This window comes from Leclercia adecarboxylata, from assembly GCF_035787115.1.
In the GTDB taxonomy this organism is placed as follows: Bacteria; Pseudomonadota; Gammaproteobacteria; order Enterobacterales; family Enterobacteriaceae; genus Enterobacter; species Enterobacter adecarboxylatus_E.
Genome location: NZ_JALKTL010000011.1, coordinates 16,483 through 43,018 on the forward strand (window position 1 = coordinate 16,483; position 26,536 = coordinate 43,018).

The window sequence follows — 26,536 nt, forward strand, 5'->3', positions numbered from 1 at the left end:
TTCTTTTTCACCTCCTTCGATCCCGTGCAAAACCTGCCGCACGGTGCGTTATGTTCTGTATGCGGAACCCGGCTAACCACGCGCTCCATCCTTCCTGCGCCACGCAGAAGGCGATGGCCTAAACAAGTGGTATAGACAAGGTGCCACGACCATCAAAAAAATAGTTAAAGCTTCATCCGGGAAATATTCATTCAGAAAGAATGTGAGCTGAATAAGATGATTTCATTCAGGATTTTCCCAGTATCATACGGTAATCATATTTAAATGACGGATATCTGACCCTTGCCGCCAAAAGTAAAAAACCACACAAAAATATCTCTTAAGCTGCTCTTGCTTCCGGGGTTTTCATTACTCTCTATGAGTGTTTTTCTGGAGCACCTGCTTTCATTGCAATCCTCTGGTGACAGAGAAAAATCACTAACCTTTAACTGGGATTTAGTTGCACCTGATAATGAGCCTGTAACCTCAGCCTGTGGTACGCAGGTTAAGACCAGCCTGACCCTGGAGTCACAGGAAATGGTCTCAGGTATTAACCACTACTTAATCATTTTCGGTAGCAGGTCCGGCCATGATAATGAACAGCCCGCGTTTTATCTGAAACCAGTTATAGGTAAGGCACTCAAAAAGCGAATGGTCGTCGCAGGTATGGACCACGCCGCTTTTCACCTGGCAAAAACTGATTTCATCAGTGAACATACCCTGGCCGCTTTTAATGCTGCCCTGCGTTCAGGTGAGCATTACTCTTCTGAATCCATTCCAGTTCATACCGGTGTTTTTACCAGAGGTGACATATGGCTGTGTACAGGAGGACATGCTGCTTCAAAGATAGCCGGGCTCATTGCGCAAAAAATGCTGGAACGAATCAGCGAAATAAAAAAATTCAGCACTGAGAAAGTCATGAATGAGGGTGAATATAATGATGCCCGGGCTCATCCTTCATCCCTGTCCACAGAAGTTACATCAACTCTTCAGTTTATTAAAAACAATCTGTCCGCGCGCCTTGAGGCGGATACCATAGCGTCACGCTTCGGATTAAACAGGCGAACACTTGATTTACTGATGACCCGCGAGACGGGCAGAACCGTCCAGCAGACCATTATATATCTGAGAACAGACCATGCCTGTCATTTGCTGTTACAGAAAACGAAATCACTGAAAGAGGTGGCTGAAGAGTGCGGTTTTGAAAACATTAACCAGTTCACCAGGCTCTTCAAAAAAAGAACAGGATTAACGCCAGCAGTATGGCGTTATGAAGCCTATCTCCATTCCTCCCGGTAAAACGTCTGACTTATAAAAATATCAGCCGCAGGGTCATTCACCAGCCTGTGCTGCATGATATTTGTGCCTGGGCAGCATTTGCATCTGAGATGTGTCTTTATCATTGTAGGGCGGTGATTTTTTTGATGGCGAAGCGCCCCGGAGGAAAGGTTGCTCAGGATATTGACGTGATGGAGAGGAGTAAATCATTGAACAACACTGAAGCTGGGGACCTTCTGGTGTCAGTAGCGGCAGGTACCTGCCCGTTCAAAAGATGATCTGATGGTTCTCTCTTGTGAAGTTAATTGTCCGCTGTGAGCGAAAAGCGGACATTGTGTATAGGTCACATAGCAGCAACTGAGTTAGTCCGAACGAAGCAAACCATCCAACTTCTAAAAACGATTTACGACTGTTTGCTGGTTGTAAGCAGCGCAGCAGCAAATTTCATTTTATATCGATAACAACTGAATGAGGAATGAAATTAAGGGAAATCTTCTAGATTAGAGAGCTCTGAAAAAATTCATAAGCATTGGAAGCAGAAGTTACATCTATCTGTATTTTAATCAGGCTTATCGGAACATTACAACCATGTCATTAGACTATAAATACTGACTTTGCAAGGCTGATGCAGCAAGTTTTAACGCGTATTAAGTTTCGGCCACAAAATTGCTCGAATGTACTGAGTATATGGTTCCATCTTCTTAATTTCTTCCGAATTATCTGTGCAGGGTGTTTTACGTGTTGCAAATCGTTTTGCGGCGTTAAATTAAACTTTGCTCCTAATTTTAGTGGACGTCGCTGACCGATAATGAAAGAAAAATCATGCAGATAAAATAAGTGATATATTTTTTTGACAAAAATCATAAAATTGGCTACCAAAGTTAACCATCTCAAAAAAAAGAAAAAAAGTAAATCTTGCGCTTAATTTGTTTAATCAACTGTTTTTTATGTGTGCTCTTGCCTAGTAGAAACAAGAAGTTATATTGTTAGGGCAGGTTACAAATAGTAACTTTTGGGAAAAGCTATACTTCTGTTTGTTACTCCGCCCCAAATTGAGAGAAATAAAATGAAACTGAAACCCATAGTTAGAGGGCTGGCGCTTGCCGGTCTGTTTTCAACCATCATTTTACCTGCTTATGCTGATGTTTCTCCAAAGGATGCAACAGCGGCGACAAAGCAAGCCAATGACCAGCTATACAATCAGCTTCCTTTCTCCGACAACACTGACTTTACCGATGCGCATAAGGGCTTTATTGCCGCCCTTCCTGCTGAAGTGATCCACGGCGAACAAGGGAATGTGGTCTGGAACCCGCAGCAGTACGCGTTTATTAAAGAAGGTGAAAAAGCACCGGATACCGTTAACCCGAGCCTGTGGCGTCAGTCTCAGTTAATTAATATCAGCGGTCTGTTTGAAGTGACCGACGGTGTTTATCAAATCCGTAACCTCGATTTGTCGAATATGACCATTATCGAAGGTAAAGAAGGGATTACCGTGGTTGACCCGCTGGTTTCTGCCGAAACGGCAAAAGTCGGCATGGATCTCTATTTTAAAAACCGTGGTAATAAACCTGTCGTCGCCATTATTTATACCCACAGCCACGTAGACCACTACGGCGGCGTGCGCGGCGTCGTCGACGAAGCCGATGTGAAAGCCGGCAAAACCAAAATTTATGCCCCGTCCGGCTTTATGGAAGCCGCGGTAGCAGAGAACATTATGGCCGGTAACGTCATGAGCCGCCGCGCGAGCTACATGTACGGCAACCTGCTGAAACCGGATGCCAAAGGCCAGGTGGGTGCCGGTCTGGGGACTACCACTTCTGCGGGTACGGTGACCCTGATTGCGCCAACCAACATCATTGAAAAAGACGGTCAGAAAGAGGTCATTGATGGCCTGACCTATGACTTTATGCTGGCGCCAGGCTCTGAAGCCCCGTCAGAAATGCTGTGGTTTATCGAAGAGAAAAAGCTGATCGAATCAGCGGAAGACGTCACCCACACTCTGCATAACACCTACTCCCTGCGTGGCGCGAAGATCCGTGAGCCGCTGCCATGGTCGAAATACATCAACGAAGCGATTGTTCGTTGGGGTGATAAAGCAGAAATCCTGATGGCCCAGCACCACTGGCCAACATGGGGCAACGAAAACGTTAACAAGCTGCTGAAGAGCCAGCGTGACCTGTATCGTTACATCAACGACCAGACTCTGCGCATGGCAAACCAGGGCCTGACTCGCGATGAAATTGCCGCCAACTTCAAACTGCCGGATAACCTGGCCCATACCTGGGCGAACCGGGGTTACTACGGCTCGGTGAGCCACGACGTGAAAGCCACCTACGTGCTCTACCTGGGCTGGTTCGACGGCAACCCGGCAACCCTCGATGAGCTGCCGCCAGAAGAGGCAGCGAAGAAATTCGTTGAGTACATGGGCGGCGCTGACGCCATCATGCAGAAGGCGAAAACCGACTTCGACCAGGGTAACTACCGCTGGGTGGCACAGGTGGTGAGCAAAATCGTGTTCGCCGATCCGAAGAATGAAGCAGCACGTAATCTTGAAGCGGATGCGCTGGAACAGCTTGGCTATCAGGCAGAGTCTGGCCCGTGGCGTAACTTCTACCTCACCGGCGCGCAGGAACTACGTAACGGCGTGGTGAAAGGCCCGACCCCGAACACCGCCAGCCCGGATACGGTGCGGGCGATGACGCCGGAGATGTTCTTCGATTATCTGGCCGTTCACATTAACGGTGAGAAGGCCGGGACGGCGAAATCCGTGTTTAACATCGACCTCGGCAGCGACGGAGGCAAGTACAAACTGGAGCTGGAAAACGGGGTGCTGAACCACACCGCCAACTCAGAAGCGAAAGATGCCGACGCCACTATCACTCTGAACCGCGACACGCTGAACAAAATCATCCTGAAGGAAACGACCCTGAAACAGGCTGAAGAGAGCGGCGCGGTGAAAGTGACCGGCGACGGCACCAAACTCGACACCATGCTGGGCTATATGGATAAGTTTGAGTTCTGGTTCAATATTGTTACGCCGTAAATCCTCAACCCTGCAGGCTTCATCTTAGCCTGCAGGGATTTCATATAAGTAACGTCTGCTTTTGGCACAAAGCGGACATCCCTCCTTCAACCGTTTTTTCTGCCGTCAGTTAACCCAGTCTTCCAGCACAAGGCCCGGCACCCGCGCAAACTCTCCCCCCTTCCCAGTCACCAGTACGGCTCCTGCCGCAATGGCGTTCCCGGCGATCGCCGTGTCGTCCGGGCCGATCGGCGTCCCGGCGAGGCGCAGCGCCACCTTAACGTCCGTGGTGGCGTCCACCGCGGCGCGGTCCCAGGGCAGGATGGCATCGAGGCGGGCAGCGAAGGCATCCGCCAGCTGCTGAGCGGCAGGTCCTGACGCCCGGGCGGCCAGAGAAATCCCGGCCCAGGTGATGGCTGAGATCACAATCCGATCGCCGTCCAGCACCGCCTGCTCCAGGCGCTTAAGCAGAGCTGCCGGCTGCTCGCGCAGGATAAGCGCGCAGATCCCGGTGTCGAGCATATAGGTCTTCTTCATAGTTCAAAGCGCCCTTCGTCGGTGACAACGTCCTCACGCTCTGCCATAAAGTCCGGATTGGCCTTTTCGAGATGCGCAAATGAGCCCCAGGTCGGCCGGACGGGACGCAGGATGATGCTGTCCCCTTCCCGGACGATCTCCAGCTCGCTCACCCCCTCAAAATCCAGATCGCGGGGCAGACGGATGGCGCGGTTGTTGCCGTTTTTAAAAATGGACACGGTTCTCATGATTCTCTTCCGGGTAAGTATGGATACATGACGCATATCCGGAATAATGTTGATTGCACCGGGTGTGTGCATATGCTCAGTATAGGCAGATGCAAAGCATATGTATATGTGCAGTATATGCATATGGTGAGGATATGCATATTCCTTACCTATGCAGATGCCGGGCATATGGATGTGTTCAGCCTGGACGGGTTTCTTTCTTTTTCCGCGCAGATCCGATTTCTGGTGAAGTCGGAATATGCCTGCACCGGTACGGTGAATGTCGCTCAGTACCACCTGCATTTCCTTCCCGTTATACTGATGAAAAAACAGGAGGCTGGCGTGAAACTGAAAATGCAGGATCTGAGACTGTTTAACCTCGTTTTTGAAAGCGACCCGGGATGGATACTGGATTTCTCTAACCGTACTCTGTCGGCTTTCTTTGATGAAGAACTGAGCATCGATATTGATGATGAGCTTTATCAGGAGGAGGGAACGTCTAAAGCCAAACGGGTCAGATGTCTGCTGAAACAGGTGGATCGTGATACTGCCCTGCAGGTTCTCAACGCCCTCTGGCAATATAAAACCGAGGCTATGCCTGAACAGGCTGAACGAACCCGTAATGACTGGCTTGCATTGCTTTCCCGACTGGAAAATACGGACGCTGAAACAGCCAGGGGCGATAAACCTGTCCAGGTCTGGCACGGAATTGACTGGCCTTCACTTGTAAACGAAATGAACGAGCTGAAAACCTTGGCACCGCATACCCGGGGGTTCCGGTTTGAAAGCTGGCTGGCTGACCTGTTCAGTACCTTTAAGCTCGCCCCCCGTTCATCTTTCCGTAACACAGGCGAACAGATCGACGGCAGCTTTCGGCTGAATGATGAATTTTACCTGATGGAAGCGAAATGGCACCAGAACAGGACGCCCGTTGCCGATCTCCACGTTTTCGAAGGTAAACTCAGGACCAAGGCGACCTGGACACGAGGCGTGTTCATCAGCTGGATGGGTTATACTGCAGAAGGCCTGACTGCCTTCGGTAAAGTTAAGCGGGTTATTTGTGTCAGCGGTTATGATCTTTATCATTCGCTCAGTCACGGGATCGCACTGCCCGAACTTCTGGAGGCAAAACTCCGGCATGCAGCCGAAAAAGGAGAACCCTACGCGCAATTTGACAGACTTTACACGCTTAAAAATAAAATACCCGGTACGATGAAATAACGAGCCCGGAAATTTCAGGGGTGATCACTGAATCCAGCGACTTACCTTGACCCTGTTTTCCATCGCCAGCCCTGGCACGCGCCCAGATTCTCTTACATTATTAGTCACCAGCGCGGCCAGCTTCAGGCACCCGAGCACAGCTTCCGGGTGCCGGGGCATGATGAGCGAGCATTAGGAGTGAGACAGGTCGTCACTTTTTCACGAAATACCCTGCGGCTGCAATTCAGACTCCAATTGTGATTTCTGTCGTTCCGCATTGTTTTACTGTATTAATGCGCAAAAAATTATAATTTTTCAGCAATGACATAAACTCACTGTCATATTGCTTCACCCTGAATACAAGGGGACTGAGTAGCTTCCCGGATCTGTTAAAAACGTCCCTGAGACTCTGTTTCTGAGTGAAATAATGTTTTCCATTCATCGCATTAAAAGGTGTTCCCCATTCTCCTGGCGTCATACTGTTCCCCTGCCAGCCTGACTGTTTAAGCTCTTCACAGAAATATGAAACTTTTACCAAATCGCTCTGGTTCAGTATTACGGATTGCCAGAAATTCCAGCGGGATAAACAATTCTTCAGGATCTCAGCGCCCTGAATCGTTGAATTATTTTGGTTTTTTAGTTTTTCAAGACAATGCCTTGCTGAAACAGGAAATATCTTGTTATGCAGGGCTTTTTTTATCCAGCCATCAATGAAACTTTGTTGTTGGTGATGGCTATTAATTCTCCCGCATTTACGCTCAATACCTATTGCAACAAGGAGGCAGTATGATACGTGTGCGTCGAAGGAACTTATAAATGGCACTTCATTTTTCGTTACTGATTTTTTCATTTTGCCTCCATAAATCTGTATACCTGGTGTTACAACGTCTTTTATTAACCTGAGTTAAGGACTACAATTATTGCGTAACAAATAAAAGGAAAAAATCATGACCCTCAAACAACTGCAGGCATTCTACTGGGCGGCAAGCCTCGGTAGTATCAGTGCAGCGGCAGCGAAATTAAACATAACCCAGTCCACCCTTTCCAAAAGAGTGCTTGAGCTGGAAAGTTTTCTTTCGCAGTCACTTTTTTCCCGTTCCGCTCAAAAACTTGTCTTAACGGAAGTCGGGACAAAAATTTTTGACCATGCATTCCGGATGATTCAGATTGAAAATGAAATTTACAACACAGTCACCCCTTCATCGGAAATAAGTGGGAAATTCAAGGCCGGCATAAGTGAACTTACGGCAATGACCTGGTTTCCTGGCTATATTTCTTCTGTTTATAACATTAACATAAATTTCGAAGCCGAAATTTATGTTGATGTTGCCGCAGTATTACTGAAGAGACTGACGAAAGGCGAAATAGATTTCGCCATATTGCCGTTCAATTCAGAGCAGGATAAGCATTTTAATGCAGTTCAGCTTTCCACAGTAAAATTCCTCTGGGCTGCGTCACCCGAATTACTCCCGGTTAGTAGCCGTATCACTTCAGAACAGCTGCAAAACTTTACCCATCTGACTCACACAGCCGATTCCCATTTAAAACGTATTTATGATCAATGGATCACTCATAATCATGTAAATTCAGCAAGAACGATGACCTGCAACAGTTTGTCGGCCATTACGGCATGCACTATAGCAAAGGTGGGTATCAGCCTGCTGCCCCAGACACTTTTAACGCCACTTGTTATCAGTAAAAAACTTACAGCGCATGTCAGTGAATTCGAACTGCCCATCGTGGACTATTACTTTTGCTGGAATATCAGCGACACCCGGACTTCTCTTCCCCTGCTGGCTAACCTGGCCAGAACAAATGCAGATTATAATCTGAATAAAGCACTGGATATTTTCCAGTAAGTATAGTGTAACTTGCTGGTTATTATGCTGGCTCCCGGGGTAACGGGAGCCAGCTCGGGTCCTACCGGGTAAGCGTTTTTTCACCCTGTTTATGTCGGGCGTTCACCGGCAACCTTTCTCCGCTCATTTCCTCTTCCGTGTATTTAAGGCCATAGAAGCTGTCGAGGAGAATTTGCTTCAGTTCAGTTATAAGGGGATAGCGCGGGTTAGCCCCGGTACACTGATCATCAAAGGCATCTTCCGCAAGCTTGTCGACATGTGACAGGAAGTCGACTTCCTGAACGCCGGCCTCACGAATGGAGTTCGGTATACCCAGTTCTGCTTTGATGCTTTCAAGCCAGGCCAGCAGTTTCTCAATTTTTACCGTTGTGCTGTCCGTTGCCGCCGTCAGGCCGAGATGGTTTGCCACCTCAGCATAGCGGCGGCGGGCCTGCGGACGATCATACTGGCTGAATGTCGTCTGTTTCGTCGGATTATCATTCGCGTTGTAGCGGATCACGTTGCAGATGAGCAGTGAGTTAGCGAGACCATGCGGAATGTGGAACTGCGAACCCAGCTTATGTGCCATGGAATGGCAGACACCCAGGAAAGCGTTAGCGAATGCAATCCCGGCAATAGTGGCTGCGCTGTGAACACGTTCGCGGGCAACCGGATTTCTGGCCCCTTCATGATAGGACGCCGGCAGATTTTCTTTCAGTAACCTGAGTGCCTGCAGTGCCTGGCCATCAGAGAACTCAGATGCCAGCACGGAAACGTACGCTTCCAGCGCATGCGTTACCGCATCCAGACCGCCAAATGCACATAATGATTTCGGCATGTCCATCACCAGGTTAGCATCGACAACGGCCATATCCGGCGTCAGGGCATAATCAGCCAGCGGATATTTCTGGCCGGTCTTATCGTCAGTCACCACGGCAAAAGGTGTCACTTCTGACCCCGTACCGGATGTGGTGGTAACCGCGATCATTTTTGCTTTTACGCCCATTTTAGGGAATTTGTAGATACGCTTACGAATATCCATAAAGCGCAATGCCAGCTCTTCAAAATGCGTTTCCGGATGTTCGTACATCACCCACATGATTTTGGCTGCGTCCATTGGCGATCCCCCTCCGAGGGCAATAATGACGTCAGGCCTGAAGGCATTCATCAGCGCCGTGCCTTTACGAACCACACTCAGTGTCGGATCGGCTTCCACTTCAAAGAAAACTTCTGTTTCCACCCCTGCCTGTTTGAGAACAGATGTAATCTGATCGGCGTACCCGTTATTGAACAGGAAGCGGTCGGTAACCACGATAGCGCGTTTGTGGCCATCGGCAATGACCTCATCCAGCGCAACCGGCAGGGAACCCCGGCGGAAGTACACGGATTTCGGTATTTTATGCCACAACATATTTTCAGCCCTTTTTGCCACAGTTTTTTTGTTGATCAGGTGCTTGGGCCCGACGTTCTCCGAAATGGAGTTTCCACCCCATGAGCCACAGCCGAGGGTAAGAGACGGAGCCAGTTTGAAGTTATAGAGATCGCCAATCCCCCCCTGTGAAGCCGGGGTGTTGATCAGAATGCGCGCAGTCTTCATTTCTGAACCGAATTTCTGTATACGTTCTGGCTGATTATCCTGGTCTGTATACAGGCATGACGTGTGACCGATCCCCCCCATTGCCACCAGTTTCTCTGCTTTAACAAGCGCATCGTCAAAATCTTTTGCCCGGAACATGGCAAGGGTGGGAGACAGTTTTTCGTGTGCAAAGGGTTCGCTGTCGTCCACATTTTTCACTTCACCAATTAAAATTTTGGTGGTGACCGGAACAGTGAAACCCGCCATTTCAGCGATTTTGTAAGCCGGCTGGCCAACAATCGCCGCATTCAGCGCGCCATTTTTCAGAATGATGCCCTGCACGGCTTTCAGCTCTTTACCCTGCAGAAGATATCCGCCATGACTGGCAAAGCGCTCCCGGACAGCGTCATAGACACTGTCCACCACCACGACAGACTGCTCAGATGCACAGATCACACCGTTGTCGAACGTTTTGGACATCAGCACCGATGCCACTGCACGCTTAATGTCAGCGGTTTCATCGATCACTACGGGCGTGTTACCGGCTCCCACGCCGATTGCAGGTTTGCCGGAACTGTAGGCGGCTTTCACCATACCCGGACCGCCGGTCGCCAGAATAAGGTTGATGTCAGGGTGGTGCATCAGCGCGTTAGATAATTCGACAGATGGCTCATCGATCCAGCCAATCAGATCTGCCGGAGCACCTGCAGCAATCGCTGCCCGGAGCACTATTTTCGCGGCTTCATTTGTGGCATTTCTGGCTCGTGGATGCGGGGAGAAAATGATGGCGTTACGTGTTTTAAGGCTAATCAGTGCCTTAAAGATGGCTGTGGATGTCGGGTTAGTCGTCGGAACGATGCCACAAATAATACCAATGGGTTCCGCGATAGTGATGGTGCCAAATGTGTCATCTTCCTCCAGCACACCGCAGGTTTTTTCATCCTTATAAGCATTGTATATATATTCAGAGGCAAAGTGATTTTTAATAACTTTATCTTCCACAACCCCCATCCCGGATTCGGAAACAGCCATTTTCGCAAGCGGTATTCGGGCGTCCGCTGCCGCCAGCGCTGCAGCGTGGAATATTTTGTCGACCTGCTCCTGGGAGAAAGTGGCATAAATCTTTTGCGCGGCTTTTACACGTTCCACTAACGCGTTCAACTTTTCAATATTGTTTATCGACATGGTGGTAATCTCTGAAAGTAAATAAAAAGAAAAAACCGAATCATTGTACGCATTAAGATTGCGGCGAAAAAAAATGCGCACGCTTCCTGTATAATTATTTATATAATTACACTGCAATGATTCGGTTAAAAACTACTTGGGGCGAAGATTTTTTGCTACATATTACTGCTGGCTGAAAATCACATCAGGGTTTCGTTTGCCGCAATAACACCGGCGGCACGCAGCGCATCATCCAGCCAAGGTGAAACGAGGATGCCCTGCTCAATTTCTTTCATCCGTTCCTGTTCAGCCTGCACCTTTTTTTCTGCAGCTTCGAGTACGGCGTCCACTTCCTGGCGAGGAATAACGACCACGCCGTCACAGTCACCGACGACCAGATCACCTGGCTGTACGGCCACGTCACCCAAGGAAATCGGGCAGCAAATTTTACCACCGATGTTTTTAGTCGGGCCTGCCGGGTTACGGCCTGCGGCAAAGATTGGCATTCTGGAATTGCCGATGGTGTCGAAATCGCGGGAGGCACCATCCACAACAAAACCACCGATACCCGCCGCTTCTGCCTGAGTTACCATCAGTTCGCCAAACATGGCGCTGGATGCATAACCTTGGCCTGCAACGATAATGACATCCCCGGGCTTGGCCAGAGCCAGCGCAACGTGGAACATCAGATTATCACCCGGACGGGATTCAACCGTGAAAGCAGTGCCCACCACCTGCATATCATTACGCAACGGCTTAATGGAGCTGTGAAGGGCGCCACGTCGGCCTGCTACATCGGAGAGAATTGCGGCCTGGTATTTTCTTGCGCGTTCGATCTGTGCTTCAGATAAACGCGGGAAGTTGATAACGTCGTCAAATTTAGTAGTACGCATAGTAAGGCTCCGGATTAAGAAATTAAGTTTTTAGGGGACTGGCCATTCAGGGCGGCATCAACACTGGCAAATGCGCCCATGCCCATACGGATCAGAGATTCATTACTGCTGCCGCCCACGTGCGGTGAGGCCACGAAATTATCGAGCTCAAGCAGAGGGCAGTCCTTATTCAGGGGCTCCTCGACGAAGACGTCGCATGCTGCTGCAAAAATTACGTTATTTTTGAGTGCATCGTATAAATCGTCTTCATTGACGATCCCGCCGCGGGATACGTTGATGAGAACTGCATCTTCTTTCATCATGCTCAGTTCACGTCTGGCGATCATATTCCTGGTCTGCGGCGTCAACGGGACATGCAGGCTCACCACATCACACGTGGTCAGTAAATCGTCCACCGTCAGTACCCGCTCAACACCGTTTTCAGTGAACAGCTGCTCCGGAGCGTAGGGATCGTAAGCCAGAACCCGCGCGCCAAACCCGGATTTCAGGATTTTTGCCACGCGCAGTCCGATATCACCCAGACCGACGAGACCTACCGTTTTTTCACTCAGCTCAAATGCTTTCGGCAGGGCTTTCCATTCGCCATAGCGTACGCGATAAGAATAGAGCGGCACGCTGCGATAAAGAGAGAGCGCCAGCGTCACAACATACTCAGCCACGCTGATGGCATTGGCGCCAGGTGTATTGGTCACAAGGATATTGTTTGCTTTTGCAGCCAGTACATTAATGTTGTCCACGCCCACACCATGCTTGGCGATGATTTTAAGATTTCGGGCTTTTTCTATATCTTCAGCACTTACAACCCAGGTACGCACAATCAGCGCATCTGCTTCTTCATGCCAGTTGCGATCGCGGGACTCCGGATAAGCAACGGTTTCATATTTTTTTGAAATTTCTTCAATAACCTTTGGACTTACCGGGTCCATAATAAAAACTTTCATGCCTTACTCCTTATTTACGGCTGCTCAATTCGGGTGCTTTCGTTTACTAAAAGGGTACTTTTAGGTTCCCGGGGATTCTTTTTTGCTACAGGCTCAATCATGGTCATCAGTAAGCACAGGGTGACAAAGGAACAGATACTCAGGAAAAGGAAGACCTGGTCCCAGCCGTAATTATCGAGGATCACGCCGACGACGAACGGAGAGACAGCCCCGCCAACAGAGCCTACGGTATTAACAACGGATGCCGCCAACGGTACTTTCTGCTTAACAGCCAGTCCCATCGGATAAACCAGGAAGGTTGAATAACCGATGTTTAGCAATACTCCCGTCAGAAAGAACAGACCTGCAATGACTACCGGGATGGTCGGGGTATTAATCAGTACATACATCATGATCACCGTGGATGCAGAAGTGATAAACATGACGGGCTTCCTGCGTCCTTTAAACAGGCGGTCGGACAGGACGCCGCCCAACAGGTTACCAATGATGGCACCGACCCAGGGTGCAGAGGCCACGAAACCCATGCTCAGAACTGACATATGCTTTTCATTAATCAGGTAAGACGGTACCCATGTCATAATGGAGTATGTTATGCCCACCATCAGCCCGTAGCCTATTGCACATGCCCAGTTATTCCAGGACAGGAAAATTGACCGCGAGTCACTCAGTAAATCGACTTCTTTGCGACGGATCAGCGTGTCAAGAAAACCTGATTTGGCGGGTTCGGTCGTTCCGGTAACGGCGTTTGTCTGAGCCAGGGCTTCGTTATCAGAATTGAGGATATAATCCCGCTCGGCCTCATTGCAGTATTTGCTTTCTGACGGATCGTCCTTGACGAACATCAGCCACATAATGGCAATCAGGAACCCGGGTACCGCGAATATATAGAATACTTCACGCCAGCCCCATGTCAGCACGATCCAGGCGCACAGCGGTGGCACAAAAGCGGGCGCAAATTTAATTGAGGACATGAAGATACCGGTCGCCAGACCTTTTTCTTTGGCAGGGAACCAGCGGTTAATAATGGAGACAATGCCAATGTTAAGTGGGCCTTCCGATGCCCCAAGAACAGCACGTGCAAATTTTAATTGTAATACACTGCCTGTCAGTCCAATAAACAATGTTGATATAGACGTTAAGATCATGCATCCGGATAAAATCTTACCGATGCCATACTTGCTGAACAGAAAACCAACCGGGATTTGAACCAGTGCATAGGTAATATAAAATAGGCTGGCCAGTAATCCGATATCTACGTTTGAGAGATGAAAGTCTTCTTTTATAAAGGGAACGACAACACCAATATTTGCCCGGTCTGCACCGGCTATCATGTATACCGTAAAGAACATGACGGCAACTATCCATCGATAGCCGCTTCGTTTTTGAGTTGTAGGTTGTTTCATATTTTTCTGCCTGTGGTGTAGGGAAAAAGCTTTCTTATTTTTTGCGTGTTTTTGTTTTAGCAAATGGAATCAGTTCTTACGACCGAATAGTATTTCGGGGGGGGTATTCCAAAAAGGAATAGCATATAGGAGTTTATTTATTAAAAATTAATTGATTTGTTTATGTGATAAGACACGCATTTAATGACAGATTTTCTTGCGCTTTGTCATTGCGTCGGCCTGACTTTGATAACGATCACGAAATCAATTTTTTGCCTTTTTCTTATGATTCTCACGTATTCCGGACCCTGAGATGAGGCGGGGCAGGCGCGCCCTGTCCTCAGATCAGGATCGTTCCGGACCGGGCAGTAGCACCGTCAGCTAGGAACGCGGTGAGTTGCATATGCATGGCGGAAACGTAGCATGAGGGCTGCAAAACATATTCAGGATGAGCTGACGTTCGTTGGATGAACAATTTTGTTATCACTTTCATATATTGTTCCTTCAGTCACAATAATCCCCTAGTTGCAGCAATCCTCCTGAATTTATGCTTTATCAGCAATAATCTCTTTCTTCTTCCGCTGAGATCCGAAAAATACCATAACCGGAGATTTAAATTTCATCGATACTGACAAGGCGTTAAACACAGGAATTATCGATTGGTTCTGTTTTCTAATGTTATGCCGCAAACCAGCTGCCCATGCAGTCAATACCGATGCACCTGCGTGGCTTTTCAGGGAGATAAAGTTATGGCCGATCCAGTCAACCTGCAGACCGATGTGGTCAGGCAGCATACGGTTCCCCGTTTTTTACTGAAGCATTTCAGTACGCCGGGAAAGGGTAAGCGGCAGCGTTTATACGCCTTTGACAAGGCTGTCGGGCGCGCCTATGCCACCACGCCGGATGATGCGACCGTCCGCAACACGTTCTACAACCTCGATAATCACCCGGACCGTCTGAGTCTTGAACCACTCCTGGGGATTTACGAGCACCACGCGGCACCGGTAATTGCAGCCCTGCTGGCGCACAGGGATATTCGCAGGCTGACACATGACGAACGCTACAGGCTGGCCGTGTTTGTTGCCGTGCAGCGCGCACGAACCTTCGGCGAACTGGAGCGTATCTCAGGCATGATTTCGGTGCTTACCGATAAGATGGAGGCAATCGGTTCGACTAAAGAGCAGGCCTTGGAAACCCTGGGCCTGTCGTCCGGGGGCGATACCAAGGATATTTTTCTGCGGCAGCTCGTCCAGCAGATGTCACATATTGATCACCTGCTGAAAAAGGACTGGTACCTTCTGGAAACCAGGCCAGAACGTCCGTTTTACGTATCAGACAATCCCGTAGTGCTTAAGAACAGCAATGACTTCGGGGCGTACGGTAATCTCGGACTGGCCGTACGCGGCATAGAAATCTATCTGCCCCTGTCATCGACGCTGATGCTGGCCATGTATTGCCCTTCCATCCGGGAAAAAATGATTCGAGATAAGCAGAATCTTCAGCTACTCATGGCCAGAGCCCCGTACCGGATCCCGCGTCACATGCGCCCGTTTGAAATGCTCAGTCATCTCAACACATTTACAGACTATCTTCTTATGCCGCTTACCCCGGAGCATGTCACGCACTACAACGCGCTGCAGGTGGAGTACGCAGAGCAGTACGTGTTCTGCAGTGAAAACGATTTTTCTCTGGTTGAGAGAATGCTGGCTGCTGATGATCGTTACCGCACAGGCCCGCGGTTTACGTTGTAGGGTCACGCCAGGCGTTTGCTATCATGTTCCATGGGCAAGAAAAGCAGGCAGGCGAAAGCGGCAGTGGCCACAGGGACCACCGCCGTAAGGAGATGGCGAATATCTGTTGACATTCGCCATCCGTTCGTGTAGCGTTGCGGCTCTTACTTAGATAGAGTAAACTTTCGGTAAGCGGCTCCAACCACTTTACCGATACCCCAGAGCAGCCCGCTCTTTACTGGCGTGATCCAGAGTGCCGAAACCGCAAATTTCGACACAATAAAGGCCTTAAGCCAGGGTACTACAGCCCAGACCACCGCGGCACAGAGTCCCACGTAAGCCACCAGAAGCAAAATACAGAGACACGCGCTCCAGTATTGCTTCTGTCCGATGTGCCCCCAGGCACTGACGGAAAGGTTTTTAGCGGTGGTGATAATCGCCAGAACAAAAGCGATTTCAGTCTGGAATGGGAATAAAACCGTTCCCTCGGTGTCTTTCAGAAAATCCATATATCCTCCAATGGATGGTTGTTGTTAACACTGATGTGTTGCCTGTGATCATGGTTCTGACCTCATTTTTTGATTGAAAAGGCACCCGGCGCCTCACACGCGTGAACGCTGTTGATACCGTACAGAATGTTTTCTCTTTCAGCCCCGCTATGATGTGTTCATTCGCATCCTCCTGTTTGTCATCCTGATTTTAAGCTCGTCCCGGGTGCTCCCCGGAAAAAAATCCAAAAAAAATCCAGGCCGGAATGGTGATGACCAGTCTGGCGGGAAATAAACGGATTTGTTGGGGTGGAGCGGGACGGAACGATACTATGTAAGTAAGGTTAACAGAAAACTCACACTATGTCAAGGCGCAGTTTTCCATTAAAGTTACTATAGCATAGTATTGTTGGTGTATTTTTAGCAAAAAGTGCTATTCATTCCTCTCTGTACATCTATTTTCGGCCGTACCGTGGCAGCCAGGCTAATACATTTTTCAGGTTTTTGCCCCCTGCCCCCTCAGAGTACCGCCACGAACAGATGGGTTGCGGTGCCCTGCCTGCGACAGGTAAACGGACCTCCCGCTGTTCCGGCTGACAACCGGCATTTACGGCCACTCCGGCTGAAGGCCGACTTGAGGGATTTGGATGTCTCCCGCAGCGCATCCTCAAGGCCGGTGTTCAGGCTGAGCATCACCACCGTCCCGACCGGGCGACGGGCGATCTCCGCGAAACTCTCTCCGCCGGTGACATAGCGGCTCTGTCGTCCTTTCATTGCACCCTCCTGATGATGCAGTTGTGCCCGCAGAGGCGGGTTCGTTACAGCAGGTTATATTCCACCACTTTGATCAACGCCTGAGCGACATCCGGTAGCGGGGTGGGATTCTGGTCTTCTTCCATGCCGTTGGTGTAAAGATGAAGCTCACAATTCCCGTCCACAAAACGGAAGGCCTGATCCCATCTGTCGGGTTCGGCGCTGATCAGTGCGCTGTAGCCCGGGTCGGCGGAAAAGCGGCGGCCTTCAAGCTCGGGAAACGGAATGTTCCACATCTGTAGGGCGTAATTTTCGGGGAGAGTCAGAGCAACACGCCACGCGCCGTAGGCGTAGTCTTCAGGGCGGTAGATACGCACGGTGATGTCATCCTTCGTCCAGCGGTAGCCGGAGAGGACAGGAAGCTTTTTCAGGACACGGATGGCCTCGATATCCTGGTAAAAGCGGTGTTTTTTCTCCTGCAACTGCGAGTAAAAAATCCTGTTCCAGGCACGGTCAATGGTTTCCCTGTCCCGGCCGGCGATCTCGGCAAACAGGGAAAAGGTCAGAGAGATCCCGCGCGGGATCTTTTTCCAGCCCTTAAGCACCTGGTCGGCACGTGCGTGCAGGAAGGGCGTGTTGGTCAGCACCACCCGGCGAAGCTCCTCTTCCGTTGAGATCCCGAGCAGCTTCTGGTATTCCTGGTTCCAGCGGGTGATGTAGTGGCTTTGGTAGCGTTTCTCCATGACCTCGGCGCCCAGATAACTGGCCAGCTCGTCATCAAGAGAGGCGATGAGCGGGTTTTTCAGGGCGAAACTGTCGATGACGTCGCGGAAGCTGTCTTCCAGGAACTCACGCAGAAACGTCGCCTTTGGCTTACGGGCGTGAGTTGCCAGGTCGGTAATCACCCGGTCGATGTCGGCGGGAATGTTCCGCAGCGTGTACGTTACGCTCTCTCCACCGTCGTTTGTCATGTCATGTTCTTTTTCACTCATTACGTGTACCTTTTCATGCGTGGATGCATTACTGCAATGCTCATACACTATCCTGGATTTGAGAGCACTTAAATACTGCGAAGCATACGTTTTATAAATTCGTATGCTTAGCTGTCTTTTTTCTGTACACCTTCTTTTCTCAGATCCGAAAACCCCTGAAGTCGGATCTGTACTGATTAATCGTATGGAAGGGCGAACGAGAGACGGCAGAAAGGGGTTAAAAGCAAAAGGCAGGTGGAAATGGAAGGTCCGCTTTGAGCGAAAGCGGACATATGCTTAATGTCAGAAATGACATTTTCTAATACCACCTCGCCATTGTGCAGTGTGTAAAAAAGCAAGAAGAAAAACTCCGCTGGCGGTAAATCGCATTCGGTTAAAGCCTCCGTTACCGAAATTTTACCGAATGGCGCTGAGGGGCAACCGGCACGTTCTCCCCTAGTGCTGATTGCCAGGCCATTATATCTGGTATATCTGTCGGCTTAGTGAAGCACGAAATGTAGTATTCCGCACCGCAGCTGCGCAATTCGGGAGAATGCGGGTTTTACCGAATTATCGTGTCCGGGCATCTCATACCCTCAAACAGCAGTGGCCTCACCGGAACAGTTTAGGATCAGGACATGCTAAGCTAAGCTGAACTTAATCCGTCATGTATATTCTGAGGTAATATGAAAAAACCACGTAGGAACAGAACCAAAACCGTGCAGTTCACGTATAAACAGCATTACCTGGGCAGACAGTTCCTGAAACTATTTTCACAGGATGTAAATAGAGTTTATGTGAAGATAGTAGATAAAGACGGGGTCGTAAAACAAAAGGCTGTCAACGATGGAGTCTTTTATTCAAAAAAAGGATGGGATGAATCCACGGAAAGACTTATGAAAAGGATAGAGGATGCTTTTAAGGAAGAAGTAGATAAAGCAATAAATAATGAAAATAGCTTTAATTTCGGAAGAATAACTGATTACTACCTGATGTGGAATATCAGGGGCAGGTTAGCCAGCGAACGTCCGGAAAGCGTCAATTTCCGAATGATCGGAAGTGAGTTGTCTTTTGAAGAGCAGGACACATTAGAGTACAAAGGGGCTTATTTTATGAGGCCAGATGGAAAAATGCATGATGATATGTTTCGGGGTTTGACATTCAAAATGGACTTGAACAAATTAAATTTTATATTTAAAAGTAGAACGTGGGGGTTAGTTAAATCGCCCGAAGAAAACTTTATCCTGCCTGATTTCTGGAACGTTAATCTTTGGAAAAACGATCTGACCTGGATAATCCCAATTACAAGAGACATGGCATTTGTTGCCGAGCACGAAAATGGAATCGTAACGCAAGAAAATGCGTGCCGCATGAATCAATTTTCAATGACCCACTGTAATAAATTTTGTGTTACGTACTCATAAAGATAAACCTGAAAAATTAGGCATTTCTCTGTATAATACATATGTATTACACAGAGAGTTAAGATAATTGTGTATGCTTAATCGCTCTCAGGTATCTCAACAAGTAGGAAGTCATCGGGCGCTTAAAAATCCAAGTAGTCGTCACTTTCCCTGTTACATAGTTCGGTGTTATGGGCGTTTTACCGAACGGCCGGACGGGAACATAAGAAACTGCCTGGCGGCAGCCTTATAATTGCTGGGCAATAACACGGTGTTGGATGGAGCAATAAGCTTCATTACAGTAACGGGTTACCTGACAGGTGAATATTATCCGATAAGAAAATCTGCCCAGAAAACTGATGGCTTTCGTCGTATAAGCATAAACCTAACCACTAAGATAATTCATTTTAACGTCCGCTTTTGGCACGGAGCGGACCAGATAACTGAGCTGAAGGTACGCTATGAGCGATGAGCGGACGTTGTTATTGTCATTCTAACTTAGCTTCCCCACCCACTCTGTACAAAACTCCAGATATGCCCGCACCAGCGCTGAAGGATATTTATGGCGTGCATAGACCTGATGTAATACGATTTTTTGCGGGGGCTGATGAGGTAAAAGCTGTACCAGCTCTCCGCTTCCAATCCAGGGTCTGGCTGAAAAATCCAGCAACTGGACAACCGCCTGACCACTAAGGGCGTAATGAATTAGCCCCTGTAAATTGTTAGAGGAAAAGACAGGTTTATATTTAACTTTTTCGGTCCCCGAATTCCATTCGAAAAGCCCCTGATTCAGGCTCTCCCAGGCAGCAACCGGGAGCTGAACCATTTCTGCCAGTGTCTTAGGAGTACCGTGACGCGCCAATAACTTAGGGCTGGCGACAAATAACGTTTCCAGAGTCATAAGGGGTTTAGCAATAACGTCATCCGTATTCAGGTCACCCAGTCTGAGCGCCACATCGATGCCATCTGCGAACAAATCAACGACCCTTTCACCAGAATGACAAAATACGGTGATATCAGGATACCGTTGCTGGAACGCAATCAATAAATCCCACCACAGCGAAAAATCAGGTGGTACAGACAGCCGCAATTTTCCCTGTAGCGCGTGAGCAGAAGTGACAGATTTTTGCGCATCTTCCAGTAACTCAATCCCCAGACGGGCCTGTTCAAAGAATTGTTGCCCTTTATAGGTGGGTTTAACCCCCTGTCGTGAACGCTCCAGTAACAGCACGTTCAGCCCATGTTCGAGTTCATTAATTTTCCGACTTATCGTGGCGATGGGGACCCCGGTTATGTCACTTGCCGCCGAAAAGCTACCGGAATTCACCACTGAGATGAACAATTTCGCTGCGTTAAAATCCATGGAGCTTTCCATTTATGAGAATTAGATTTCTATTTTTGATGATTCCATTCCATTTTGCAAAGGGTAAAATTTCTTCTTAGTAATTTTTGCAGGATCTGGTTATGAAAACCGTGTCACCAAAATCTTAATTCTTCATCTGGTTAGTTTCCGGTCTTATTGAAAGAGGTACATAATGTCTAACTCAATGCTTTTTCAGGATGTCGTGCGCGAACGCCATTCAATGCGCGCCTTTCTTCCTCATCCGGTCCCTGAAGATACTCTCCGTTCCGTGCTGGAGGATGCACAGCACTCACCATCAAACTGTAATACTCAACCCTGGCAAACGCATATTGTCTCAGGTTCAAAAAGGGATGCCCTTAGCAAGGCCATTCTTGCTGCGGATGAGGCAGGGCAGTTAACGCCAGACTTCAGTTTTGGCATCAATGATTTTCCGGGTGTCTACCGTGAACGTTATAAAGAGCAAGGCGCGGCCTATTATCAGGCTATTGGCGTTAAACGCGATGACTACGATCTGCGCCGTGATGCTTCACGTCGTAACCTGGAATTCTTTGGTGCGCCTCATGTTGCGTTGCTTTTTATGCCGGAAGTGGGCGACAACGTTCGTGTGGCTGGTGACATAGGTATGTACGCTCAGACGCTTCTGCTGTCTCTCACCGCTCACGGTTTAGGTGGTGTTCCCCAGACCATGTTAGGCTTTTACGGCGAAACCATTCGCAAAGAACTCGGTATAGATCCGTCATTAAAATTATTATTTGGTATATCTCTGGGCTACCCGGATATGACTCACCCTGCAAATCAATACAGGATTAATAAAGCGCCCGTTGGTGAAAGTGTCACATTCCATAAATAAAGAATTATTTACGATTATTCACCACTTAATGATCGGAACCACTACACCGCCAAAAGGATACTTATGATGTACGCACAGATCACACAGTTCACAAAAATGCTCCATACTCTTTCTCGCCTGCTCGATAAGGCGAACAGGCACGCTGAGGTAAATAAATTTGATTCAGCAGTTCTTCTTAATTCCCGTCTTTCACCAGATATGCTCCCGCTTACCTGTCAGGTGCAAATGGCATGTGACACGGCGAACCTGGCCACCTCAGTCCTGACAGGCAATCAAGCGCCATTTTTTGAAGATACCGAGGAAACGATCCCTGAACTTAAAGTTCGTATCGAAAAGACTATCGGCTATATCACATCAATGAAAGAAAGCGACTTCAATGGTTGGGAAGAAAGAATCGTTGCACCCACCGGCTGGGCCGGAGCCTTTATTGGAAAGGATTATTTTTATCAGCACGCAGTCCCGAATTTTTACTTCCATATGGTGACAGCCTACGCGATCCTGCGTCATAAGGGCGTTCAGATCGGGAAAATGGATTATATTGGGCACCTGCCGTTTCTGAAATAATGAACGACCACGCTACCCGTTATCTCTAAAACTTCATATGGGTATATCGTGACCGGATTGGATATACCCTGCTGAAATAAACAATCATCAACAGATGTAGTTATTTTTTTTTGAATATTCACCCATAAGTGACATAAACAGAAAGAGGTATTGCGATGGTTAACCGCAATAATGATGCTATTACTATTCATAGCATTTTGAACTGGATTGAAGATAACCTCGAATCACCGCTCTCTCTTGAAAAAGTTTCCCAGCGCTCAGGCTATTCAAAATGGCACCTGCAAAGGATGTTTAAAAAAGAGACTGGATATTCATTAGGCAAATACATCCGCAGCCGTAAGCTAACGGAAATTGCGCAGAAGCTGAAAGAGAGCAACGAGCCGGTCCAGTATCTGGCAGTACGTTATGGTTTTGAATCACAACAGACCCTTACGCGTATATTTAAAAAATATTTCGACGTGCCGCCACACAAGTATAGGATCACCAACGTGCATGGTGAATCCCGCTACCTGCTACCGCTGACATACTGAAGAAGTGCCTAAGAAATCGGTAGCCCTTGTTTTAGTCAGGGCTAGTGAGATTGATTATTAGACCAGTGTCTGCTTATGGCACAAAGCGGACTCTACTGACCGGACACGATAACAAAGGGCGGGAAGAACGTTCAGGATGAAAATAATGCCTGCCGCTTCGTCGCATATACGCCTCAGTATGATTTGTCCACTCAGTGCAATAATCAGCGCCTTTTAGTTCCCGAAAGACAATAATCCGTATTCCGCAACAATCTTCTTCAATTAGTGCCTGTCCTGCATAAGTCCCTCTCATCTTCTCCGCAGATCCGAAAACCCCAGGTCCCGGATCTCATGATCGTCACTCCCCGCCCGCTGGCCCGGAAACACAAGATGTGCCACGGTGTCAGCTGCGGTTTTGTCTATATGTTGTGTTTTACGGCCCGATCGCCACCTGTCGCTCAGCGGCATAAATGGGCGCTTCGCTTATTTCCCCGCCGTGGTACACTTCCGGAAAGTTTGCATACGCCAGAAAGTCGGATCTGGCGGAAACGGCCATCCGGTAATTTAATGGCGTCTTTATATGGCTGCTTATTATCACCATTAAAATAATGACGGCAGGTAAAGTCATTTTGTGTGACTTTCAACTGCGTCAGTGGGTGCTGGTTGCGTGGCGGAATTATTACAAAAGGAATATATATGTGTAACTCATGTAGTTTGCAGGCAAATTATTTTCATTCGGCAGAATGTGTTTATGACCACTTGGTTAAAACCTATCCCGTTCTCTGGTTACGGGATTCATCCCTTATGGGGCCGGGTTATATCTCTCGTAATTTATTGAGTCCTGCTGGCGTGGTTCTCGCAATATGGAATGGTGCGGGAAACGGCTGGAAACTGCGTGAGTACAAACATCAGGCATTGGATGAAGTGCCTGTTCCAGGCAGAATCGATTTTGTTGAACTGGAAAATAAAAGTGACACTTTTGCTGCCTTCCTGCTTTTTTTCTTAGTGAGCATCGCTGGCGGGATTTATCAATTCGTAGAACCGGACTGAACCGACAAATATCAGGATGAAAGCATAATGAAGACAATTAAGGAGATCGCAAGCCGGTTAGGAGTTATGGTTGTTATTGTCGGCACGACTTACGGGGTCAGCGCCGCAACTCGGGAAGAAATGCAGCGGCTCGATGAGGCCTACCCGCCCGGCAGTGTGGTCGTCTGCCACTCAGACCTTCCGGGAGACGGAAAACTCAGCTTACCCACAACAATGATCTCGAGGGGAAAGGTCGAGTCCAAGGAAAATGGTCATACCCTCTTTAGCGTTTCCGTCACTTGGCGAACTCCGGGTGCGAAAGGAAGCGATGCCGGTGATCTGATACTGACGTTCAGGATGAACCAGCGCAGCGATGAGAAAGGGCTGTATACACTTATAGATCCTGAAAGCATGGCTGTCACAATGTCTGCTGCCGGGCCTGCCGGTGAAGAAGCGGTACTGAAGGGATTCCGCAGCCGTTTCGGCGGCACTGAAAATTTCGCTCCTTACAGCCAGACCGAGATCACTGAGTTTCCGGCGTATATCACCCGTAATCCGGGCGAGGCGCCGTCCTACTGCCGGAAGGAAGTCCGTGATCATGCCTGATGATCCCTTCACCCTGACCAAAGTCGTCAAATGGTCAGGTATAGAACCTGACGCCGGGGTGTAATGAAAGGTTTGAATATCAGCGCCCGTCAGGAAAACGATACCGGTATACCAAGGAGAACAATATGAACAAGGTTAGTCTGCATGAGATCCATGCCAGTGTGATTGCCGATGAGATAGTGGCACTGTTGACCCTATGCCAGCAGCTGCAGTTTGAGAAGAACGGCAGGGAGAGGCCGTCACCGGAACAGTATTCCCGCGATGAGGATGAGTTTGCGGATCGGATAAGGGCGGCATGCAGTCATGCCATGTTGCTACGCCAACTGCTGCCGATGATGCACGGCATGAGTGCCATCGGCGCAGAGCTTGAACGCCGCGGGGACATTCATGTTGCCGTCGGGGAAGATTACGTGCAGAAGGCACTGGCACGACTTATCGAGGAACACCTGCCCATTAAGGACAACAAACAATGATGCCGGCAATACCTAGCCATGGCATTTCGTTTTCCCCCGCGCAGCTGCCGGTGGCCATAGACTATCCGGCCGCGCTCGCCTTACGCCAGATGGCTCTCATTCAGGACGAACTGCCAAAATATCTGCTGGCGCCGGAAGTCAGCGCCCTCCTCCACTACGAGCCCGATCTGCACCGTAAAATGTTGCTTGCGACGCTGTGGAATACCGGCGCGCGTATCAATGAGGCTCTAGCCCTGACCCGGAGTGATTTTTCCTTGGCTCCGCCCTACCCGTTTGTGCAGCTGGCCACGCTCAAACAGCGGGCTGAGAAAGCGGCAAGAACGGCAGGCAGGACTCGCGCCGGCAGTCAGCCCCATCGACTGGTGCCGCTGTCGGACAGCCAGTACGTCAGTCAGCTGGAGATGATGGTGGCCACGCTGAAAATTCCGCTGGAACGCCGGAATAAACGCACCGGCAGAATGGAAAAGGCACGCATCTGGGAGATCACCGACCGGACGGTCCGGACCTGGCTGAATGAAGCGGTGGAATCGGCCGCTGCCGACGGAGTGACGTTCTCCGTGCCGGTGACCCCGCATACGTTCCGCCACTCCTACGCCATGCACATGCTCTATGCCGGTATTCCACTGAAAGTTCTGCAGAGCTTGATGGGCCACAAATCAATCAGCTCGACGGAGGTTTACACGAAGGTTTTTGCGCTCGATGTCGCAGCGCGCCATCGGGTGCAGTTCCAGATGCCCGGGACCGAGGCGGTGGCAATGCTAAAAAGAAATGGGTAAGACGGCATTACTATCTAAACCTAACTGACCCGTCCGCCGGGATTGGCTTGCCATATTAATCTGATTTCCTGCTCTTTCCGGCTTCCGCTTTAAATCGGAAGCTCATATATGGACCGCTTTAGTATGCCCCGCGGTCTGTCTATGAGTGCAACATCGTTGCCGTTCAGTCTTTTTCCTGCAAGATATAGTTCATCAATTAAAAACCTTGTTCGTTTAATACCTTGTAATTATTACAAACTACCTGGACTCCTTTACCTTAAGCTCTACCGAACCATTCCTTAGAAGTAGATTTATTTTGACGAACACCCTGATCGTTAAAGTACGTAATACCCAGATTGTACTGCGCATCTGCAGCAACCTGCGCTGCGGCTTTTTCATACCAGTCCCGTGCCTAGCTGTAGTCCTGGTGCACATCTAAGCCCTATTCGTACATAACTACAAGGTTATACTGCGCGTTCACCTTGCCCTGCGCAGCGGTTTTTTTTTAATATGTCCCGTTCGTCAGTAACCCGCTTCAGCTCTTTCTGGAGTCGGCGGATCTCGGCCTGAGCATCTGACTGCTCTTTGTCGGTGGAAGAGTCCAGCCCGTATTTCTTTATCCTGGCATAAAGACTATGTGGGTAGTGATATCGAGACATGTTGCGACACTGGAAACAGAATGGCCACGATCAACAACCTGTTTGACTGCTTCGATTTTAAACTCTTCAGGATAACGCTTACTGCTCATGTGCATCTCTCTTTAAGCCATTTTAAATGACTCTGAGGTGTCTTTTAAACCCATGGCGATTCACCCAGTTGAATGGTTGTGACCGTGGTCCCAGTTGAATGGTTGTGATCGTGGTCCCATTTAAATGGTTGTGACCGTGGTCCCATTTGAGTGGTTGTGACCGTGGTCCCATTTGAGTGGTTGTGACCGTGGTCCCATTTGAGTGGTTGTGACCGTGGTCCCATTTGAGTGGTTGTGACCGTGGTCCCATTTGAGTGGTTGTGACCGTGGTCCCATTT

The 26,536-nt window shown here is 48.9% G+C and carries 24 protein-coding genes and 2 pseudogenes; 13 read left to right on the plus strand and 13 right to left on the minus strand.

Annotation, left to right across the window (positions count from 1 at the left end; translation table 11 throughout):
• Positions 1 to 282: 282 nt before the first annotated feature.
• A complete protein-coding gene (locus MXM41_RS21870) occupies positions 283 to 1,278 on the plus strand; it encodes a helix-turn-helix domain-containing protein (protein ID WP_325934379.1) in 996 nt (331 codons plus the stop codon).
• A gap of 1,045 nt (positions 1,279 to 2,323) precedes the next feature.
• Positions 2,324 to 4,300: an alkyl/aryl-sulfatase gene (locus MXM41_RS21875; RefSeq protein ID WP_325934380.1), complete on the plus strand. Its 1,977-nt coding sequence runs from the start codon at positions 2,324 to 2,326 to the stop codon at positions 4,298 to 4,300.
• Positions 4,301 to 4,405: 105 nt separating this feature from the next.
• On the opposite strand, the gene MXM41_RS21880 is transcribed toward MXM41_RS21875, so the two are convergent.
• Both MXM41_RS21880 and vapB read right to left on the minus strand, forming a co-directional pair.
• Positions 4,406 to 4,816, minus strand: coding sequence for a PIN domain-containing protein (locus MXM41_RS21880; RefSeq protein ID WP_325934381.1), 411 nt, complete (start codon positions 4,814 to 4,816; stop codon positions 4,406 to 4,408).
• Positions 4,813 to 5,043 (minus strand): type II toxin-antitoxin system VapB family antitoxin, encoded by a 231-nt coding sequence (gene vapB, locus MXM41_RS21885; protein WP_325934386.1) that lies wholly within the window; start codon positions 5,041 to 5,043, stop codon positions 4,813 to 4,815. The genes MXM41_RS21880 and vapB overlap by 4 nt, the downstream gene beginning before the upstream one ends.
• Positions 5,044 to 5,364: 321 nt before the next feature.
• Here vapB and MXM41_RS21890 point away from each other — a divergent pair, with 321 nt between their 5' ends.
• The gene (locus MXM41_RS21890) at positions 5,365 to 6,243 is read left to right on the plus strand and encodes a restriction endonuclease (RefSeq protein WP_172693874.1); all 879 of its coding nucleotides are present in this window, start codon (positions 5,365 to 5,367) and stop codon (positions 6,241 to 6,243) included.
• A gap of 223 nt (positions 6,244 to 6,466) precedes the next feature.
• On the opposite strand, the gene MXM41_RS21895 is transcribed toward MXM41_RS21890, so the two are convergent.
• A complete protein-coding gene (locus tag MXM41_RS21895) occupies positions 6,467 to 7,072 on the minus strand; it encodes a hypothetical protein (RefSeq protein WP_172693858.1) in 606 nt (201 codons plus the stop codon).
• A 97-nt stretch (positions 7,073 to 7,169) separates the two neighbouring features.
• Here MXM41_RS21895 and MXM41_RS21900 point away from each other — a divergent pair, with 97 nt between their 5' ends.
• Positions 7,170 to 8,081, plus strand: a complete 912-nt coding sequence (locus tag MXM41_RS21900) for a LysR family transcriptional regulator (protein ID WP_172693857.1) — start codon at positions 7,170 to 7,172, stop codon at positions 8,079 to 8,081.
• A gap of 61 nt (positions 8,082 to 8,142) precedes the next feature.
• On the opposite strand, the gene adhE is transcribed toward MXM41_RS21900, so the two are convergent.
• From adhE to MXM41_RS21920, 4 genes are all read right to left on the minus strand, one after another.
• Complete coding sequence (adhE, locus tag MXM41_RS21905; protein ID WP_172693856.1) at positions 8,143 to 10,821, minus strand: bifunctional acetaldehyde-CoA/alcohol dehydrogenase; 2,679 nt, start codon at positions 10,819 to 10,821, stop codon at positions 8,143 to 8,145.
• Positions 10,822 to 11,000: 179 nt separating this feature from the next.
• Positions 11,001 to 11,693 (minus strand): RraA family protein, encoded by a 693-nt coding sequence (locus MXM41_RS21910; RefSeq protein ID WP_043519730.1) that lies wholly within the window; start codon positions 11,691 to 11,693, stop codon positions 11,001 to 11,003.
• A gap of 14 nt (positions 11,694 to 11,707) precedes the next feature.
• Positions 11,708 to 12,634 (minus strand): hydroxyacid dehydrogenase, encoded by a 927-nt coding sequence (locus tag MXM41_RS21915; RefSeq protein ID WP_172693855.1) that lies wholly within the window; start codon positions 12,632 to 12,634, stop codon positions 11,708 to 11,710.
• Between the two features lie 14 nt (positions 12,635 to 12,648).
• Positions 12,649 to 14,037: an MFS transporter gene (locus MXM41_RS21920; protein ID WP_172693854.1), complete on the minus strand. Its 1,389-nt coding sequence runs from the start codon at positions 14,035 to 14,037 to the stop codon at positions 12,649 to 12,651.
• 728 nt (positions 14,038 to 14,765) lie between these two features.
• Between MXM41_RS21920 and MXM41_RS21925 the strand changes: the two genes are divergently transcribed.
• Positions 14,766 to 15,767 carry a DUF4238 domain-containing protein gene (locus MXM41_RS21925; protein WP_172693853.1) on the plus strand — a complete coding sequence of 334 codons (1,002 nt, stop codon included), beginning with the start codon at positions 14,766 to 14,768 and terminating at the stop codon, positions 15,765 to 15,767.
• 143 nt (positions 15,768 to 15,910) lie between these two features.
• Here the strand turns inward: MXM41_RS21925 and MXM41_RS21930 are convergent, their stop codons facing one another.
• The 3 genes from MXM41_RS21930 to MXM41_RS21940 form a co-directional block, all read right to left on the minus strand.
• Entirely contained in the window at positions 15,911 to 16,255 is a 345-nt protein-coding gene (locus tag MXM41_RS21930; RefSeq protein WP_172693852.1) for an abortive infection protein, read from the minus strand.
• Between the two features lie 498 nt (positions 16,256 to 16,753).
• Positions 16,754 to 17,008 (minus strand): hypothetical protein, encoded by a 255-nt coding sequence (locus MXM41_RS21935; RefSeq protein ID WP_172693851.1) that lies wholly within the window; start codon positions 17,006 to 17,008, stop codon positions 16,754 to 16,756.
• A gap of 44 nt (positions 17,009 to 17,052) precedes the next feature.
• Positions 17,053 to 17,979 carry a hypothetical protein gene (locus MXM41_RS21940; RefSeq protein WP_325934392.1) on the minus strand — a complete coding sequence of 309 codons (927 nt, stop codon included), beginning with the start codon at positions 17,977 to 17,979 and terminating at the stop codon, positions 17,053 to 17,055.
• Between the two features lie 665 nt (positions 17,980 to 18,644).
• Between MXM41_RS21940 and MXM41_RS21945 the strand changes: the two genes are divergently transcribed.
• Positions 18,645 to 19,382 (plus strand): hypothetical protein, encoded by a 738-nt coding sequence (locus MXM41_RS21945; protein ID WP_325934394.1) that lies wholly within the window; start codon positions 18,645 to 18,647, stop codon positions 19,380 to 19,382.
• A gap of 472 nt (positions 19,383 to 19,854) precedes the next feature.
• Here the strand turns inward: MXM41_RS21945 and MXM41_RS21950 are convergent, their stop codons facing one another.
• Positions 19,855 to 20,724: a LysR family transcriptional regulator gene (locus MXM41_RS21950; protein WP_325934395.1), complete on the minus strand. Its 870-nt coding sequence runs from the start codon at positions 20,722 to 20,724 to the stop codon at positions 19,855 to 19,857.
• A gap of 172 nt (positions 20,725 to 20,896) precedes the next feature.
• Between MXM41_RS21950 and MXM41_RS21955 the strand changes: the two genes are divergently transcribed.
• The 7 genes from MXM41_RS21955 (at position 20,897) to MXM41_RS21985 (ending at position 25,531) form a co-directional block, all read left to right on the plus strand.
• Positions 20,897 to 21,574: a nitroreductase gene (locus MXM41_RS21955; RefSeq protein WP_325934396.1), complete on the plus strand. Its 678-nt coding sequence runs from the start codon at positions 20,897 to 20,899 to the stop codon at positions 21,572 to 21,574.
• 63 nt (positions 21,575 to 21,637) lie between these two features.
• Positions 21,638 to 22,138 (plus strand): DUF1993 domain-containing protein, encoded by a 501-nt coding sequence (locus MXM41_RS21960; protein WP_325934397.1) that lies wholly within the window; start codon positions 21,638 to 21,640, stop codon positions 22,136 to 22,138.
• 155 nt (positions 22,139 to 22,293) lie between these two features.
• On the plus strand, positions 22,294 to 22,668 hold the full coding sequence (gene marA / locus MXM41_RS21965; protein WP_325934398.1) for an MDR efflux pump AcrAB transcriptional activator MarA: 375 nt from the start codon (positions 22,294 to 22,296) through the stop codon (positions 22,666 to 22,668).
• Positions 22,669 to 23,343: 675 nt separating this feature from the next.
• Positions 23,344 to 23,697 carry a hypothetical protein gene (locus MXM41_RS21970; RefSeq protein ID WP_325934399.1) on the plus strand — a complete coding sequence of 118 codons (354 nt, stop codon included), beginning with the start codon at positions 23,344 to 23,346 and terminating at the stop codon, positions 23,695 to 23,697.
• Positions 23,698 to 23,724: 27 nt separating this feature from the next.
• Positions 23,725 to 24,282, plus strand: a complete 558-nt coding sequence (locus tag MXM41_RS21975; protein WP_159340474.1) for a hypothetical protein — start codon at positions 23,725 to 23,727, stop codon at positions 24,280 to 24,282.
• 125 nt (positions 24,283 to 24,407) lie between these two features.
• A complete protein-coding gene (locus MXM41_RS21980) occupies positions 24,408 to 24,755 on the plus strand; it encodes a hypothetical protein (protein ID WP_172693849.1) in 348 nt (115 codons plus the stop codon).
• Positions 24,752 to 25,531: a site-specific integrase gene (locus tag MXM41_RS21985; protein ID WP_159340472.1), complete on the plus strand. Its 780-nt coding sequence runs from the start codon at positions 24,752 to 24,754 to the stop codon at positions 25,529 to 25,531. Before MXM41_RS21980 ends, MXM41_RS21985 begins: the two co-directional genes overlap by 4 nt.
• Before the next feature lie 256 nt (positions 25,532 to 25,787).
• On the opposite strand, the pseudogene MXM41_RS22905 reads toward MXM41_RS21985, so the two are convergent.
• Positions 25,788 to 25,871: pseudogene (locus MXM41_RS22905) on the minus strand (hypothetical protein); the annotation flags it as partial.
• A 133-nt stretch (positions 25,872 to 26,004) separates the two neighbouring features.
• A pseudogene (locus MXM41_RS21990) lies at positions 26,005 to 26,258 on the minus strand (transposase); the annotation flags it as partial.
• Positions 26,259 to 26,536 lie beyond the last annotated feature (278 nt).